Origin of the sequence: Kiloniella litopenaei (genome assembly GCF_000982415.1) — a bacterium.
Lineage (GTDB): Bacteria > Pseudomonadota > Alphaproteobacteria > Kiloniellales > Kiloniellaceae > Kiloniella > Kiloniella litopenaei.
Window position 1 is genome coordinate 292893 of sequence record NZ_LANI01000001.1, and the last position, 16849, is coordinate 309741.

16 protein-coding genes are annotated in these 16849 nt (G+C 45.1%); 6 read left to right on the forward strand and 10 right to left on the reverse strand.

The window, feature by feature from the left end; translation table 11 throughout:
* Nucleotides 1-33: 33 nt before the first annotated feature.
* The 4 genes from WH95_RS01480 to WH95_RS01495 form a co-directional block, all read right to left on the reverse strand.
* Nucleotides 34-1302 carry an MFS transporter gene (locus WH95_RS01480; protein ID WP_046501958.1) on the reverse strand — a complete coding sequence of 423 codons (1269 nt, stop codon included), beginning with the start codon at nucleotides 1300-1302 and terminating at the stop codon, nucleotides 34-36.
* Between the two features lie 184 nt (nucleotides 1303-1486).
* A complete protein-coding gene (locus WH95_RS01485) occupies nucleotides 1487-2149 on the reverse strand; it encodes an HAD family hydrolase (protein ID WP_046501960.1) in 663 nt (220 codons plus the stop codon).
* Between the two features lie 126 nt (nucleotides 2150-2275).
* On the reverse strand, nucleotides 2276-2791 hold the full coding sequence (locus tag WH95_RS01490) for a GNAT family N-acetyltransferase (RefSeq protein WP_046501962.1): 516 nt from the start codon (nucleotides 2789-2791) through the stop codon (nucleotides 2276-2278).
* 46 nt (nucleotides 2792-2837) lie between these two features.
* The gene (locus WH95_RS01495) at nucleotides 2838-5576 is read right to left on the reverse strand and encodes a hypothetical protein (protein WP_046501965.1); all 2739 of its coding nucleotides are present in this window, start codon (nucleotides 5574-5576) and stop codon (nucleotides 2838-2840) included.
* A 292-nt stretch (nucleotides 5577-5868) separates the two neighbouring features.
* On the opposite strand from WH95_RS01495, the gene WH95_RS01500 reads away from it, so the two are divergent.
* The 5 genes from WH95_RS01500 (at nucleotide 5869) to trpS (ending at nucleotide 10376) form a co-directional block, all read left to right on the forward strand.
* Entirely contained in the window at nucleotides 5869-6345 is a 477-nt protein-coding gene (locus WH95_RS01500; protein WP_046501967.1) for a hypothetical protein, read from the forward strand.
* 34 nt (nucleotides 6346-6379) lie between these two features.
* Entirely contained in the window at nucleotides 6380-7180 is an 801-nt protein-coding gene (locus WH95_RS01505) for an ImmA/IrrE family metallo-endopeptidase (RefSeq protein ID WP_046501970.1), read from the forward strand.
* A 248-nt stretch (nucleotides 7181-7428) separates the two neighbouring features.
* Complete coding sequence (locus WH95_RS01510; RefSeq protein ID WP_046501972.1) at nucleotides 7429-8355, forward strand: dihydrodipicolinate synthase family protein; 927 nt, start codon at nucleotides 7429-7431, stop codon at nucleotides 8353-8355.
* 84 nt (nucleotides 8356-8439) lie between these two features.
* Entirely contained in the window at nucleotides 8440-9072 is a 633-nt protein-coding gene (locus WH95_RS01515; RefSeq protein ID WP_046501974.1) for a hypothetical protein, read from the forward strand.
* Nucleotides 9073-9365: 293 nt separating this feature from the next.
* A complete protein-coding gene (trpS, locus tag WH95_RS01520; protein ID WP_046501976.1) occupies nucleotides 9366-10376 on the forward strand; it encodes a tryptophan--tRNA ligase in 1011 nt (336 codons plus the stop codon).
* A gap of 178 nt (nucleotides 10377-10554) precedes the next feature.
* Here trpS and WH95_RS01525 read toward each other — a convergent pair whose 3' ends face one another.
* Both WH95_RS01525 and WH95_RS01530 read right to left on the reverse strand, forming a co-directional pair.
* Nucleotides 10555-10941 carry a response regulator gene (locus WH95_RS01525; RefSeq protein ID WP_157845851.1) on the reverse strand — a complete coding sequence of 129 codons (387 nt, stop codon included), beginning with the start codon at nucleotides 10939-10941 and terminating at the stop codon, nucleotides 10555-10557.
* A gap of 61 nt (nucleotides 10942-11002) precedes the next feature.
* A complete protein-coding gene (locus WH95_RS01530; protein WP_052741688.1) occupies nucleotides 11003-12565 on the reverse strand; it encodes a PAS domain-containing hybrid sensor histidine kinase/response regulator in 1563 nt (520 codons plus the stop codon).
* A gap of 158 nt (nucleotides 12566-12723) precedes the next feature.
* Between WH95_RS01530 and WH95_RS21220 the strand changes: the two genes are divergently transcribed.
* Nucleotides 12724-12948, forward strand: coding sequence for a hypothetical protein (locus WH95_RS21220; RefSeq protein ID WP_157845852.1), 225 nt, complete (start codon nucleotides 12724-12726; stop codon nucleotides 12946-12948).
* 194 nt (nucleotides 12949-13142) lie between these two features.
* On the opposite strand, the gene WH95_RS01535 is transcribed toward WH95_RS21220, so the two are convergent.
* The 4 genes from WH95_RS01535 to WH95_RS01550 form a co-directional block, all read right to left on the reverse strand.
* The gene (locus WH95_RS01535; RefSeq protein ID WP_046501981.1) at nucleotides 13143-13433 is read right to left on the reverse strand and encodes a hypothetical protein; all 291 of its coding nucleotides are present in this window, start codon (nucleotides 13431-13433) and stop codon (nucleotides 13143-13145) included.
* A 677-nt stretch (nucleotides 13434-14110) separates the two neighbouring features.
* Nucleotides 14111-15196, reverse strand: coding sequence for an endonuclease/exonuclease/phosphatase family protein (locus WH95_RS01540; protein WP_046501984.1), 1086 nt, complete (start codon nucleotides 15194-15196; stop codon nucleotides 14111-14113).
* Nucleotides 15197-15395: 199 nt separating this feature from the next.
* Nucleotides 15396-15935: an MgtC/SapB family protein gene (locus WH95_RS01545; protein WP_052741689.1), complete on the reverse strand. Its 540-nt coding sequence runs from the start codon at nucleotides 15933-15935 to the stop codon at nucleotides 15396-15398.
* A gap of 350 nt (nucleotides 15936-16285) precedes the next feature.
* On the reverse strand, nucleotides 16286-16825 hold the full coding sequence (locus WH95_RS01550; RefSeq protein ID WP_046501987.1) for a PAS domain-containing protein: 540 nt from the start codon (nucleotides 16823-16825) through the stop codon (nucleotides 16286-16288).
* Between the last annotated feature and the right edge of the window lie 24 nt (nucleotides 16826-16849).

A 16849-nucleotide genomic window follows, 5' to 3' on the forward strand; every position in this document is an offset into this window, starting at 1 on the left:
GAACCTGTCTAAATCCAAGGGCAGGTTCTATTTTTATGTATGGTAGCTTTCAGCGACCATTTGACTGTCCGCTTTTATATGATCTGGTTCGGAAACAACAGCCTGTTTGCGAACACCCAGCCTGGGGTGGAGCTTTCCGGCCACAATCCAGGCCGTAAACATACCAACCCCCGCGGTGGCAAAGAGCGCCGATATAGGTGCAACAAGCAAGACCAGCCACGCCACACCCGGACTGATAATGCCGGATATATCCCGAAAGGTAGAATAGACCGCTGACATTTCAGTACGTTCCGATGGTCTGACCGCCATCAGAAAAGGCAACCCGGCACAGATATCCAGCAGGATTAGAAACAGTGTTCCGAATAAAAGAAGCCCAACCGTCACCCAAGGCATCATTGCACTAAAGGTCGCCACAACAAAAACGACCCCGCCAATAAAAAATCCTGCTCGTATTGCATAGCGTACAGAATTCCGTTCAATCCACATCAACATAAAGGGCGTCAGGAACAATAAACTGTTGGAAATTGACAGGGCGATCCCGCCAATGCGTTCATCCAGTCCGGCCTCTACCGCATAGATCGGCAGGTAAACGATATAGATCCACCAACTACAGGATTTGATAACCGCAAACAGCCATCCGGCAATCAGTCTGGGCTGCACAAAAAAGCGCTGAATAAAGGCCACAGGGTTCGGTGTGGGTGCGCGGGCTTTGGTAATGAGCTTGCCATCCCCAAGGCGCATCCACCAAAAGACAACAAGCAAGACAGTCGCGCCCAAGGCAGAAACCAGAAATGGGGCAGGCGTCCACCATTGCAGCAACCACACACCGCCCGCTGGTCCCGCAGACCATGCCAATGCGCTATAGAATAAGCGCAGGGTTTCAGATCGTTTTAGCTCAACCTTGGCGACATAATCCAGAACATAGGCATTAAAACAAACAAAGAGGATCACCACCGCAACAGTATAGGAAAAAAGCGCCAACGCGATTGAAATGGCTGAACCCTCTATTGCCAGAAAAGAGCTGACAATAAAAAGGACGGCCCCCAATGAGTACATCCAACGACGGGGAATAAAGCGGGTCAGCCAGGGCACCAGCAAGCCACAAACAAGCGACATAACCCCGACAAAGAAATATATTTCGGAAACAATCAACGTATCCTGAAATGCCCGATACATCACAAGAGGAAAAACAGAAATCAAAATACCGCGGGAAATTGATTCGATACCGGACAGAACAGCAAAGCCCTTTGCCCCCGGCGTCGGGGCATGACGAAGCCATTCGGGAATTCGACGCTGAAACATCTAATCACCTCATAACCTGTTAGTTCTAAAAGAGCACGTTTTTGAAAGAACATCTCTCTTATCACCGACAAGAATGATGGTTTTTAAAGTGAACCTGTCTTATTTACGCCGTTTGGAATGTTGTCGATCTGATTTTTCATTGGCCCCATCATAAATCAATCTCTGATAACGAGGGTAACAAGCTCTATACCAAAAACTGTTCCCGCACTTTATGCAGGTTTTCCATCACTGCGATGCAGAGACCCGAGATTTCATCGGTTGGGGCCAACATGTCGGGGATCATGATGGTTTGCAGGCCTGCCCCGTGTGCTGATCTTACGCCGTTATGAGAGTCTTCCAACGCAAGACAGCTTTGCGGTGACACCCCCAAACGTTTGGTTGCCAATAAATAAGGCTCGGGATCCGGTTTCCCGCGGGTGACATCGCCAGAGGTCACGATTGTTGAAAAATAGGGCATCACCCCGGCATGAGTCAGATGACTTTCTGCACGCCGCCGACTGGTTGAGGTTGCAACAGCGAGAGGCAACCCCCGCTCCGCCAGGTGTGCCAAAAGTTCCTCTACCCCGGTTTTCAACGGTACATGACGGGCGAATTCAATCTCCAGCAACGCATGCATTTTACGATTGAAGTCATCAAAGGGAAAATTAGCCCCCATGCCCTTGCGGATAATATCTTCACCCGCCTGCATGGTAAGCCCCACCACGGACTTGTACAGCTCCTCACTCAGTTCAAAGCCCAATTCCCTCGCGGCCTCAACAGAGGCGCGCAGATAAATCGCCTCGGAATCAATCAAAAGCCCGTCCATGTCAAACACGACGGCCTCTAACTCCCGGGCATTAAAAGGCATAAAACAAACTCCCGTATTTAAAAGGCAAGGATCAAGAGTAAAAAGAAGCAAAGAAATTCAATCAATTAGGGCTAATCGATTGACAAGAGAACATCTATCGCAGAACCATGGATATTATTTAATACACTATTTTCTGGCAGGAAGCTTTCGTAAAGCCATTCCATACTTGTCTTCATCAGTAAACCCCAGACTCTCATAAAAACCCTTCGCGCCACCATCTTTGCGCCCCTTGCCCGTCAACAGCATGATCTTATAGGCACCAGCTTGCCATGCCATGTCTATGGCGCGCTCCATCACCTGTCTGCCCAGCCCCTGTCCGCGATATCGCTGTGACGTAATGACATTTTCAATCAAGGCATAAGGCCGCCCGAGATAGGTCATGTTCGGTAAAACATGAAGCGTCACGATTGCACAAACTGGGACACAAGTTGGATCACAGGCTTGCCCCTTTTCCTGTCCCCCCGCTGTTGCATCGTTGCCCTCGTCCGCAGCAACAATAACCAACGTGCCGGGATGCGCCAGGATCTCTCGCCACCGGGCCAGTCCCTCACCGCCGGAAATCCCGGGAACGTCCCCGCCAAACTCGGCATAGAGTTCAACAACGGCGGCATAGTCGTTTTCTCGGGCAAGGCGGATTAACATTCACAAACCTGTTATAAGGTGTAATATAAAAGGAAAATTTTATTCACTAACTTCCGCAATCCAACTGAATTTCATGAAGCAATGGCAAGTGACTGCGGTTTATGGCTCCATAAATTTTCTGTGTTTTTGGAAAGATAGTCATATGCTTCACATCTTTGAAATTGCTAAATCGCGATATACCAAAGTTTCTATCAATAACGAAATCACCATTAGATCCTGTTACAAATGCTTTACCCACAAAAGAAACATTCTGAATTTGAGAAACATCGCCAACAATCTCATAAATATCCTCAACAACAGGCTCTATCGATAAAGTCGTGGGATCAATATAAAACAGGCCAGAAAATCCACCTGCTAAAATCTCACCACCTCTTTCATTCCCAGAGAAATCCTTAATTTCTGTCTCTGGATTTTGGCCCTTCAGCCGAGAAACACGGTAGTCAGGATTCAACAGATAGACACCCTTTGTCGTTCCGAGAAAAACACCACCTTTGCCGGGATCATAAGTTGTTAAAATCCTTACATCATCAGGTAGGCCTTCTACAGCTTCCCATGATAAGTCTTCGGTAATACGAAACCAACCATCCGAAAACACCAAGACTGTTTTCATACGTTCAATGAGCCAACCTTTACGATACACCTCAAAGGATCGAGAATTATAGCCATTAAGCTTTATCGGCGTCATCTCCCCTGATTCATTCATCAGGAAAGGAGTTCTAAGATTAGCTGACAAAGTGTTATGCCTTGTCGTTTTATTCACCAACAAAGATTTCTTCCAGGGAATGCGAGCGATAATGTTGGTTCTTTCAAGTGGCCACGAGAAAAAATCCAATAATCCCGGTTTCGTTTTTTCTGCCCCCAGTTCAGTAAATTTATACAAGGCATGAGCTTTACTGCCATAGTTATCTTTGAGCAAAACACTTTTCATCGACGGAATGATATAAGGATAATAAGCAGGCCCGTCATGAAAAGGTTTTAGCTCCATATCGCGTCCAAGAAATGCTTTATCATCAACAATCAAATCACTGGACCATGGGACGGACCTTAAACTGTATGAAAGCATCTCCGGATTAGATTGTTGACCAACCAGACTATTGTCTTCATCGAACTGAAAAACTCCCTTTTCTGTCCCCAAAACAATACCCTTTCCATCCGGTGCGGTTTTAATACTACTTATATAACTTCCGATAACCTCTCTATCAGTGCCCTTTACAGGCAATAGGCAAACTTTCACGTCCTTTATTTTTTTTCTGATCTTTTCTCGTCTATCGCAGGCTGCTGTGCCGTCGATTTCCTTATCAACCACAGCAAATAATCCCTTTGATGTTGATAAAATCACATCCCCAAGCACCGGATGAGATCCAACAAAGCTCTGAACATTTGGCCTACCCATATAATTCCCTCCGACAACAGGGGACAGTTCCAGATTTTGATCCAGAACATATAGCCCTTCTTTGGATAAAATCAGGTCAACGCCGGCGACTGGCCAGTTGATAAATTTAAGATCATACGCGCCATCAATATCAAAGTCCCAATCAATTTCACTGACCGATCCATCCCGGGCAAGTTGAAATAAACCTGTTTTTGCGGATACAACCAAAACCTTCTCTGTTTCTGGCATTGGGACGACACGCAAATATCTGTCACTCAGCAATTCCTCAGGGGCTTTTGCCTCTGTAATTTGCTCTCCATCATAAATAAAAAAGCCATTCTCATCTTCAAAGATCGCCATATTCATATAGGGGGCGCTTTTAAAACCTCTATTCAACGGTCTTTCCTGAGCTGGCGGCCCAAGAAATTTCAAACCAGATATATTTTCAAATCCATCAGGCGTCAGTCTTTGCCACTTGTATTTGTACTCTTTCAGGTCAGGATTATACCTTACAATCTGTTGAAACTGATCCAGATAAAAATACATTTTGTTATCATTATCCTGGGTAATATCACTCACAACGATGCGGTCAGTAACGTTATCTCTCTTCAATAGACTCCAGGAATGTTTTGCGTAGAAATTATTACTGCCCTTAAAGGCAACGGCATTTTGAAAGCCGGACAGTTTTTTAAAATCACCTATACGTTCATCTTGTATATAGCCTAATTCCTCCATCCCCTTTTGCGAGTAGAGAAAAAGGCCTCTACCTTCACTGGAAATGACCAATCCACCTAGGGCAGGCTCGTCATATACATGGTCTATTCTGGGAATTGCCAAAACATCATATAAAGGCCACTTTTCGAGAGAGGTATCACCAACAACAAAAGGAATTCCATCTGATATCACTAGGCTTTCTTTTCTTGAAGGAAGAAAAAAAGGTCCGGAGAACTGTCGATCCCGATCGAGGCCTGTTTTGTTTATAATTATTGGGTTATTCAGGTTTTGCTGAAAAATAATAATTGAATTAGAGATAAGCCCCTGACGGACAATAGAAATCGATCTATCCCCCCAAGGCTCACGAAGCGGTTCACGACGCGTTTCTCGCTCTATTTCTTGTAAAAGTTCATGATCAAAAAGCACCCACTCTCGGGATTTATTAATTTCCCAGATACTGTCTCGTCTAATCACAGAAAACAATGCTGTTGGATGATGCTCTATATCCAATTTAGTACTTGTCATTGTTGATGTTCGGTAATCATCAGTGATTGTCGGTGTGCCGTTTTTGATCGGCACCACACAAAAGCGATTTTCGAAAGGGCTGGCTTTGGTTAGGGAGATACCTAAGCCAGAACCAAATAAGATAAATACAATAAAGAAGAACAAAAAACGCTGGTGAATAGAATTTCGTTTCATTGCAAAACTGAGCCTGTCGTTTGAAGCGCTAAAAACAAACACTTAATAATCGATTTTTAAAAACAATATTCCCCCAAAAATATACCTTGACCAAACTAATAATCACAACTGTTTTCGTTCGCTAAAAGGTAAACATTCATTGAATAAATCCAAACAAAATCTATCAATTTCATTGTTCAGAAAATCAAAGAACGCAAAGACATAATTGAGAGACAGCAATAATTCGGCCTGATTTATCGCATCACCACCTTAAGTTGATTATCCTTCATACCCCATCAAAGGGACAATTTAGATGACTGAAAAAGGTTGGTTTTTTGGCGGAGCAGGACTTTTGTTTTTTGTCTCTCTATCCATGAGATTATTTGGAATACCAAATATCCTTACCCCCTATCCAATGCCCCTTTTTATTGTTGCCATTATGGGGGGCAAGTACATCTTTCCCTTTATAACACCCCTGCTTTATATGCTGGTTATAAAAATATTTTCTAATTCCAGACACTTCTCCAAGGTGGTTATTATCCTGATTTTGGTATTTGCATTCCTGAATTTTTACCATTTTCTCAACACGTGGGATCTTGGCGTGAAATATCGAAGCTATGAGTATGCACAGTTCATCGCCATAGAAAATATTGTTGGATTTTTTATAGCCCTGACAATGGGCATTGCTGGCCATATCAAAAAATCACGCCGTTTGATCTTGGGCGCAAACCTTACCCTCTTTATTTTACTATCCTGGTGCGCCTTCCCCTATCTCGGCGAAATCCTGTAGCAGTCATGAACCTGAACGAGTTTAGAGAGTTATTTTGTCCTCACAAAACGGTAAGAACAACGACCTTGAAAATGCAATCAATCGTTTAAAGCGTGGATTAATAAGCAAGCACTACCCAACCCAAGCAGTGGCCTATAAAGCCATTTATGAAAGTGGGGTTAAATCAATTCCCTTATTACTTAGAGAGCTAAAGCTACTGGATCTTAAAAAGTATAATTCTGTTAATACGATACTCGCGGCAGGCTTTTTGACCATTCTGCACGATCTTGATGAAAAGCTATCGGAACAGTTTGTAAAGGATTCCGTTACCCCCAAAACTGACCCTGTTATCAAACGATCTTTTGATTCAATCCTGAGATTTAAACGCACCAACTTCACCGAAATAGAACATAGGGGCGTTCTCATTCTTGAAGATAAAACACTGGATCAGCGAAATCACGCAACAGACTTTGTTTTAAAATGGTTGGAGATAATTCCGGACGAAGATTTAAAAAGGGTTCCCAGAATTTATATTATTCCCCTTAAACCCCAATATGATTTTGCGGGGCAATACCTGCCCTATATTGGAGTTATCAATCTGGTTTGGTTTAAATATGATGAACAAATTGAATTTCTTAATGCTATGGATCGTTTTTTTACACAAAAAACGCTTTATCATGAAATAGGGCATCATTTTCACAAACACAAAGAAGGCGGTCAGGTCCCCTCTCAAGAAGAAGAGGCAGATCGTTATGCATATAAAAAACTTCGTATTGCCCGCCCGAAAGTTTCTAGGTTCCTAAGAATGATCGCGAAAATATTCGGTATCAATAGTACAAAGCAGACACCGACTTAGCTTTATCCTGATATTGCTACACAACCAAAACTTACCTCTACGAACCAAGCTAACCAGCATACGTGATACGGCTTCAAAGCTCCGTTTTCCCCTTATTTCTGCATCAAGCTCTCCCTAAAATTAACATTGGCCCCATGCCAGAAAAATTAATGGCTCTATGCCTTGGGTAAAGAAATCAATAAGACGAGAGGAACTATTGATAAATCGCCGGGGCTGATCTGCCTCGCCCCTTAAGCCAGGAAACCATCATGTCACTTTTTCACGGCCTCTCTGCCTTCCCGATAACGCCCACTGATAAGGATGGACGGGTAAATGGCGATGAACTCTTTCTTTTGCTGGACCGGATCGTCAAGGCCGGACCTGATTCCAGAGGGAATACCGGCGTTAATTCTATTGGACTGTTGGGCAGTACGGGTGGTTATGCCTATCTGACAAGGGCAGAGCGACAACGTGCCGTTGCCATGGCTGCCGATTTTATTGGTGGGCGCATTCCCTTGATCGTTGGGATTGGCGCGCTTAGAACCGATGAAGTACAAGAACTGGCAAAGGACGCCCGCGACGCAGGGGCAGATGGTCTGTTGCTAGCCCCTGTTTCCTATACCCCTTTGACAGAAGCTGAAGTCTATCAGCATTTCCTTGCGGTTGCCGGGGTCACAGACCTTCCGATTTGTATCTATAATAACCCCGGCACAACCCATTTTACCTTTTCGCTGGACCTTCTAAAGCGTCTTTCACAAATAGATAGCATTGCTGCCGTCAAGATGCCCTTGCCGCAAGGGCAGGAGATAGAGGATAACCTGGCGCAACTTCGCCAAAATACAGCCGACAAGGATGGCTTTGCTGTTGGCTATAGTGGCGACTGGGGCTGTGCTGCGGGGCTTCTGGCCGGGGCAGACACATGGTACAGCGTGGTTGGCGGACTTTTCCCGTCTCAGGCCCTGAAACTGGCAAGGGCCGCGCAAGGGGGTGATACGCAGACAGTCCAGCATATTGATCAATTCTTCCAACCGCTCTGGACACTCTTTAAAGAGTTTGGCGGCATGCGGGTTATGTATGCTGCTGCGAACATCCTGTCCCTGACGGACGCATCGCCTCACCTGCCCGTTCTTCCACTATCCCCTGCGGATAAAGAACGTGTTCGAAAGGCCATAAAAACCTTGAACGAACTAAGTTAGCGTCACGGTATGGTTGAACAAAACAGGTTTACATAAACATATATAAATCAATATTATGAGCATTATTTTCTCTAGGACTGTCACATGCTCACAAGCGATAATTTGATCGCCACTATTGATGCCCAACGCACAGAAAATGGTTTCCGTACTTTATCGGAAACCATCGAGCTTGCCGCCCGTGGCAACACTATCCTTGATCCCTTTTCTACCCTGATTTCTGTGCATGCCAAGATAGGGCAAAACAACACGTTCTATCCCGGCATTGTTATTCGCGCAGACGGCCCGGAAACAGTCGTGATTGGTAATGAAAATACCTTTTATGCCCAGACCTATCTAGAGGCCAGTGGCGGGACCATCACCATTGGTTCGAATAACCAGTTCGGGCCAGAGGGCGGGGTGAGCGTCAAGGCAAACACAGGCAGCAGTGTTATTCAGATTGGGGATCACGGCAGGTACCTTGGCGGTGTTACCATCCTTGGCACGTCAACCCTGGGCAACGGCGCTCAAATCCTTGGCAACATCACCTTTGAAAGCTCTAACTTGGCGGCCGGAGGCACCTTCACTGAACAGGACCCGGATTTACGGGCCGCTGTTGTCAAAGGACGAGGCCTGATCCGCAATCAAAACATTCAACAGGGGCACGTTGCCGTCCTTGGCGAAGCATCTACAGCTTTAAATATTCTGCCCCAGTCACATTTTCATCCCAAGAAAACCTGATTGCTCTAGAATAGAAGTACGTCCGTCTGAATCAACCGCATTGCAGCTTTGTAATTATCTCGTACCGTTGATCTGCATGACATTACTGCCTCATCAAGTTTCCCCTTGCCATATCGTGATTTGAGGTGCTATCCAGCAGGCATGAAATATCAAAGAACAACACTTATTAATCGCTGGTGGCGTTCCTGAACGGAGCGGCACAAGGATATTTCACATCTATTTTTTGAGCCGCCACATGGGCGGCTTTTTTATTTCTGCATCATGGGGCGGTTCTGTTTTTTTCGGAGACAGCCATGACACAGAACAAACCCACCATACTGACAGGCGATCGCACCACAGGGCCGCTGCATATCGGGCATTACGCCGGATCACTTAAAAATCGAATTCGCTTTCAGAATGATCACAATCAGTTTTTGTTGCTTGCGGACACACAGGCATTAACCGATAACGCAAACAATATCGAAAAGGTCCGATCCAATGTGCTAGAGGTCGCATTGGACTATCTGGCAGTTGGGATTGATCCTGAAAAAACGACCATTTGCCTGCAATCCCATCTCCCTGCATTGGCGGAACTATCGATGCTGTATCTGAATTTTGTCACCGTTGCCCGTCTGGAAAGAAACCCGACCATACGGGATGAAATCAAAGCCCGTAATTTTGGCCGCGATATTCCCGCAGGCTTTATGTGTTATCCCGCAGCACAGGCCGCTGACATAACTGCTTTCAAGGCAACCGTGGTTCCAGTGGGTGAAGATCAGGCCCCCTTGATTGAACAAACCAACGAAATTATCCGCAAAATCAACGCAACAGCCCACACGTCGGTTCTTCCCGCGGTAAAGGCCATCATCCCCCAAACCGGACGCCTGCCCGGTATCAACGGGAAAGCCAAGATGAGCAAGTCACTGGGCAACGCCATTGCCCTTTCCGCCTCTGCCGATGAAATCAAAGCCGCCGTAATGCAGATGTATACGGACCCCAAACACCTGAGAGTTCAAGATCCGGGTCAAGTCGAAGGCAACGTGGTATTTACCTATCTGGATGCGTTTGATGATGACACCTCAACAGTTGCAGAACTTAAACAGCACTATCAACAAGGCGGCCTGGGCGACATGGTTTTGAAAAACAGATTAAATGCTATTCTACAGGACCTGATAGCCCCTATCCGGGAACGCCGCGCCCGGCTTGCCCGCGACCCGGGTTATGTTCTGGACGTGATCCGCAAGGGAACAGAAAAATCCCGTGACCTGACACAGGACACCTATCGGGACGTTGCCACATCACTTGGTTTATTCATGCTGACCTGAAAGTCCCCGAGTTCAAAAGGGGTGCGAACAAAAATAGCGCTGGCGCCAAAAGGGCATTGGTATTCACGATCAATGCCCTTAACCTATTCTGTTTATTGACTAATATTCTGCAAACTATCACGCGTCTGAGTGCCCATTTTTTCGCAACACCCTTATTTATTAATCAGAAACAAACCTATCAAGCCACTGCAATTGTTTCATCTGTTTTCAAAACACGTTCGGTTATACGCTTGAAATCCATAATTTTTACGGGCTTTTTAATAAAAGCACGACACCCGCTTTCATAGGCATCCTCAATGATGTTTGTATCTGTTGCGGCACTGACAACAATTATGGGCAAGGTCGTTTTATTCAATTTGTTTTTAATATAACGAATAGCATCTATCCCGTTCATTTGGGGAAGGTTAATATCCATAAAAACCAGATCAAAGTCTTCCTTGCCGATAAGATCCAAACCTTCTTCGGCTGTTTCCACAGCCACAAGATCTTCGCCCCAAAGTTGTTCGACAAAAAGACGTAGAACACGGGTGTTCATGGGCTTATCTTCTACATACAGGAACTTCATATAGCCTCCGGCATAATCACAATAGTACCATACCATATTGCTAGGTTAATCAATCATAAATTTACAGATACCTTTCTAAAACCTCTACGGTTTCCAGTAAATTTATAGGCTTTGCAAGCATTTCACTGAATTTCTGTTTTTTAATTTTACTTATGGTCAGCTTGGAAACATCGGCTGTAATCGCGACGACGGGCGGCAAATGCCGGTACAGTCTTTCCAGGCATTTCATGGCGTCAATCCCACTCATCCCCGGCAGATTAATATCCATAAAAATCATGTCACAGGGGTGATCCTGAATATATTCCAATCCTTGTTCTGCGGACGAACAGCTCTCAAAGTCAATCTCTGGATAGACCTTACTGACGATCTGTCTTAACAAAGCAATATTAGATGGATTGTCTTCTATATAGAGAATGCGGCCATTCATTTTTTTATCCGCACTCTCTATGGCATTTTCTATTTCCTCGTTTGTAACTTCCAACTCGCTATTCATGTCTCCGGCGGGAATATCAATCCAGAATTGCGTACCATCAGGCGTACTAGAAAACCCGATGTCGCCTTGCATCATCCGCACAATTTTTTGGGTAATGGCCAACCCAACACCGCTGCCTTCAATGGCAGAATTTTCCAGCCCCAGACGGTCAAAGGGAATAAACAGCTTTTCGTGATGTCTTTGGGGAATACCATACCCCGTATCTGCCACCTTTATACGGACAAAACGGTTATCCAGCTTTTCAAAGGAAATGGTTACGGAACCATCTTCGCGATTATATTTAATCCCGTTTGAAATCAAGTTGATTAAGCTCTGCCGGATACGTCCCCTGTCTGCATGAATAAATGCCTTCCCCTTGTTTTCCGGTTTAAAGACAACCTTGATGTTATTGGATGTCGCCGTAAATTTTGTAAGATCAATGCATTCGTCAATAATTTCAGAAACGTCGATGTCTTCCAGCGAAACCGAAATAATACCCGCCTCTATTTTTGACAGGTCGAGAACATCGTCAATCAGATTTAACAGATGATCCCCGCTTTTGAGGATGTGTTGCACTGCTTCTTGATACAGCTCGTACTTTATCTGGTTTTCGTCTGTCACCTGTAACAGCTGTGCAAACCCCAAAATTGTATTCATAGGGGTTCTAAGTTCATGGCTCATGGAAGACAGGAAATGAGACTTGGCCATATTGGCCCGCTCTGCCTCTTCTTTCGCCCTCAGGATATCGTTTTCGGCCCGAACCTTTTCGGTCAGATCCCTTAAAATACCAACGAAACAAACCTGGTCCCCAACCATCAGCTCACTGACAGCAAGGTACATGGATATTTCCTGACCCGTTTTTGTACGCCCCTCTACAATGCGCCCGATGCCAATAATCTTGTTCGGGCCCCCTTCCATAAAATTGGTCAGGTATTGATCATGTTCGGAACTATAGCGTTGGGGCATCAAAATCTTGACGTTTTTGCCAACCAGCTCTTCTTCTCTATAGCCAAAAATTTTCAGGGTTGCCGGATTAACCATCTGGATAATACCCAAATGATTTATCACAATCATGCCATCAACGACGGTTTGCCAGATAGACTGGAACAGGGCTGATCCACTTTGGGCATCTGACAGAACAACGCTATTCATCGGCAACTTCTCGTTGTTATTAGGGTGGCAATCTCACCTTAACGTTACCTGTGATTACTTAAAGATATATTACCCGACTAAAATACCCTGCTTTTACAATGATATTATTTCGATTCCCAATCGTCACATTCCATGACGCATGGCAAAGCTAATGAGATTTGAAAAATAGTCAGGACCAAGTTGCTGCGATTGGTTTCGATTGCTGTTCTCAACACTGGGATGAGTCATTATTCAAGAGAAAGCATGGATTAAAGAGAATTTTGGGGCAGGCCCTGATAGCCATAATCAGATCAAAAGCAGCATTGGCAAATATCAAGCTCTATTATCTTCAGGCAGGTCTTTATCTCTTTGCGGGGCTTTGTGGTCGTCTTTCAGGCAAATAAACGCCCTAGAAAATAAAAAGAAGGCCACAAAACCCGGCAAAAGAAGCAAAGGCAGAACGTGTTTACCCCCTTGATAATCCTTAACGTTCCTCTTGCGTGACAGCTACCTGTGTCACATAACGATCATTCCTTACCCCGACACCCGCATGCGGCGTATACCACTACGCTGCAAAACCGGAACGCGATCCCCACACTTAGTCTATCGCAGCTGCTCCAGCTTTACCTACGCCACAGTTATTCAAACAGTTATAAAACACTTGAACACTACGGTTAATGTCATGCTGATCAGATTTCATTATCTGACCTATATTGGCTTCACGTTGGCAAGATCCCCCCAAAGGAAGTGCCTTTGACAGTTTGAAACCAGACGCAACACAATCGGTTGAATACCACACGCCAGAGCAACCACACGCTTTGAACAATCGTTCAGGCCCTAAACACACCAAGACCATCAGATGACGCAACCACACTACACGCCAGATCATTCAACTAAGCCCCAGACAACCTTGCCCAGTTTCTACCCACATCCCCACTCCATATAACAAGGATCAGATTGTTCCTGTACCACACAACTACCAGGCAATATATCTGATCGGGTTTGCGTTTATATCAGTGCTTTTCAAAAGATCAGAGCAGCTGAGCAAACTCTTTATTTATGGAGCCACCCCTGACTACGTGGGGAGCGAATGTAGGAAAATTACGTTGAATTGGTTAAAGAGATATTAACATAGAATCTATTCAACCTAAAGGCTAAAGAATATTATATACGATTTAAGAAATACCGAGTAAAAAGATCAAGTATATACAACTTGGAAATCAATAAGATAGAACGTTTACTTGAATAAGTCTTAGTGTTTTTGTCGGTTAAAGGCGCGTATAACTTTTTTTAAAAAACCTATAAAAACATTATTTTACGTCCACACGCCGTAAAATAGAACGAATCGCTTTAAGATTGATTATCACAATCATCCACTGCCTGTTTATCACTATTCCACCCAGTATCTGGCCCCCCGGATATGCTTAGGATTTTAACGAAGCATCCTATTGTATGCGTACTAAAGCTACACCAATCAACCGAACAAACTATTTAGGTTTCTGGATAGGTAAACTTGCCCTCTCAAGTCCCAAAACCTTCCTGTGACGCAATCGCCGATAAGTCTGTTTACTTTTCCCAATCTTCACCGACAGGGCGACGTTCCCGTTTACTTTCGGTCTGGATAAGGTTTCTGGCTTCTTTCAGGTCCATAACCGATGGTGTATCTGGCAGGTCGTTGTTGTGTTCCGACACATAGGCCAGTTCGTAATACATAGGAAAATGATCTGATCCCATAAAGGGTTGCCGCCGGATTGCCACAAGTTCAAATTCTTCGGAATGGAAGATATGATCCAATGGCCAGCGTAAAAAGGGAAAACGCGCATCAAACGAATTGAACATCCCGCGTCCCTGACGTGGGTCAAGCAAACGAGAAACCCGCAGGAAACGACGGGTTGTTGATGACCAGGCCACATCGTTCAAATCCCCGGCAACGACCAGTGGTCTTTTGCGATAGCGCGCCTTTTTACCTGCGACCAGAATTTCGGCATCCCTGCCAATTGTATCTCTGTGTGGCACAGGCGGGTCGGGATGAATGGCTATCAAATCAAATTCATCCCCGCCTTCAAACCTGAAACGACAATGAAAGCTGGGAATACTGTCGTTCAACAGAAACCGGATATCGCCCTTTGTCAGTTCCAGACGGGATAACAGGAACATGCCGTAACTATTATCCTGTGGACAGCTAAGCTGATAGCCATAGCGGTCTGCGACCCCGGCCATGGCATCCACCCATATCTGATCGGTTTCCATCAGGACCAGAATATCCGGGTCACAGTCATCAATAATGGAAATGAGTTTATCGTGGTTTCTGTTGCTCTGTTTTACATTACAGACCAACATTTTAAATGTCGTCGCGTTATCATGTTTATCCGGCTCAAACCTTGCCGATTGTTGCCACCAAAAAGGGGTAAAACGAATGATATGAAACAGCTCGATAAAAACCGAGACAGACAACAACCCGACCAACGTATAGTAATAGTGATCACGGGGAAGAACCGCCACGACAGATACCAGAGTAACAAATGATATTGTCAGGATCTGAAGACGTCCGAAATCAAATATTCTAAAGATACCATGCGGGATTGGTACAAAGGGCAGCACACTGGCCAAAAAACACAATAGCGTAAGCGCGCCCAACAGATAATGTACCATCACACCCCTTAATCCCCTGCCCTCTAATACGAGCTATAGTCCATGCACCGTGCGACATACCGACCATACCGCCAACAACAGCAAACCACCGCTGTAACGATAAAACCCATTTATGCCCCGGTTATTTTATAGCGGAACAATACTATAATGGAAGATATTGACGTTTTTCTTGCGATCACGGGTTATTTGAAAATCTTTATTATTTTTCTTTCTTTCCGCTTTTCTCTTTTGCGTCATCTTCCTGCGAACCCTGCGAACATTCTTCACTATCATCCACCCCCGATAGCCATGTCCGGCAAATGCCACCGGCCAGTAAAATAAGACTGATCGCGCCAAAAGCAACAATACCCAAGGCATAAAACCCAAAACCAATGGTCAAGCCAATGCCACCGGCCGCCCAGATACTGGCCCCCGTTGCGGTGCCAACAACCCTATCGCCCCGTTGAATAATGGCCCCGGCCCCCAGAAAGCCGATCCCGGTCATCACCCCGGCAACAATACTGGATAAATCAACCTTTACAATGTTTTCTGCCGACGCAAAGTCAGAATAGATTTCCTGTCCCAAAATCGCCAAAGTACAGGTAGTAACTGCAACGATCATATAGGCCCGGAAATCAATTGGTTTATTTTTACTATCCCGTTCCAGCCCGAGCACAAGCCCGAAAGCCATGGCCAAGCCAACACGAAGCAAGAGTTCCTGCCAGGAAATATACGTCAGCTCTATACTCAAATCAGCCATTTTACCCTCAATCCGCCATTAGTCTGCTTATACACAAGTGCTGTTGCCCCACAGATAGTACCTTGGGCGTTATATTGTGCAAGAAAAGCGAGAGGAAAAGAGAGGGACTATCGGGCAGTCGAGAGGTGTTGGAAAGACTTGGGAGAACCAGAACTGGCTGGACACTGAGCGAGACACGTACTGGCTGGGGAAACAGGGAGCTGGGGAAACAGGGAGTTTGGTATAAAAAAAGTCTGATCCAGGAAAAGGCCTGATCCAAGAAAAGGCTTGATCCAAGAAAAGGCTTGATCCAAGAAAAGGCTTCGGCAAAAACCGAGATCAACAGACCAAGAAGTCAAACAAAAATATGATCAGGACGCCCAGTTCTTTGCGCTTTCTGCTTTATTTTCGCTCTTATCCCCCTGTTGGCCGCTATCTTGTTGACCCGGCTGTTTTTTAACCGTCGCAAGGATGATCATTAACATGTTCACATTTTTACCGTCAGAGGCAAGCGGAAGGATTAAATCTTCCACATCCAAAATATCTTTTTTGGGGCCAACATATGGGGTAAAGGCATAAACAGGCTCGGCCCGTTCAACTGCTTTGCAACAGTTTTTCCAAACAGAATTCGGGGATTTCAGGTTCTCAATAGTGCTCATCAACTCCCCGGTATAGTCCCGATTAAGCAAAGGTACGATACGGGTCCCAATCAACCGAAAACGGAAATCTAGTGGTTCTTTCTGTACATCCAGCAACAGAATATTGGGTAAAAAAGATACCATTTCAGCCGGACTGATGTCCTCACGACTTGGGATCGCATCCCCCCGGCATTTCGAAAGCCAATATTTATACGCCAAATCAGAAGCAATCGCTCTGTATTTCACATTAAGCATCTTGGTACTATAGTCCATCTCGGGTCGTTATCTCAAGCTAGG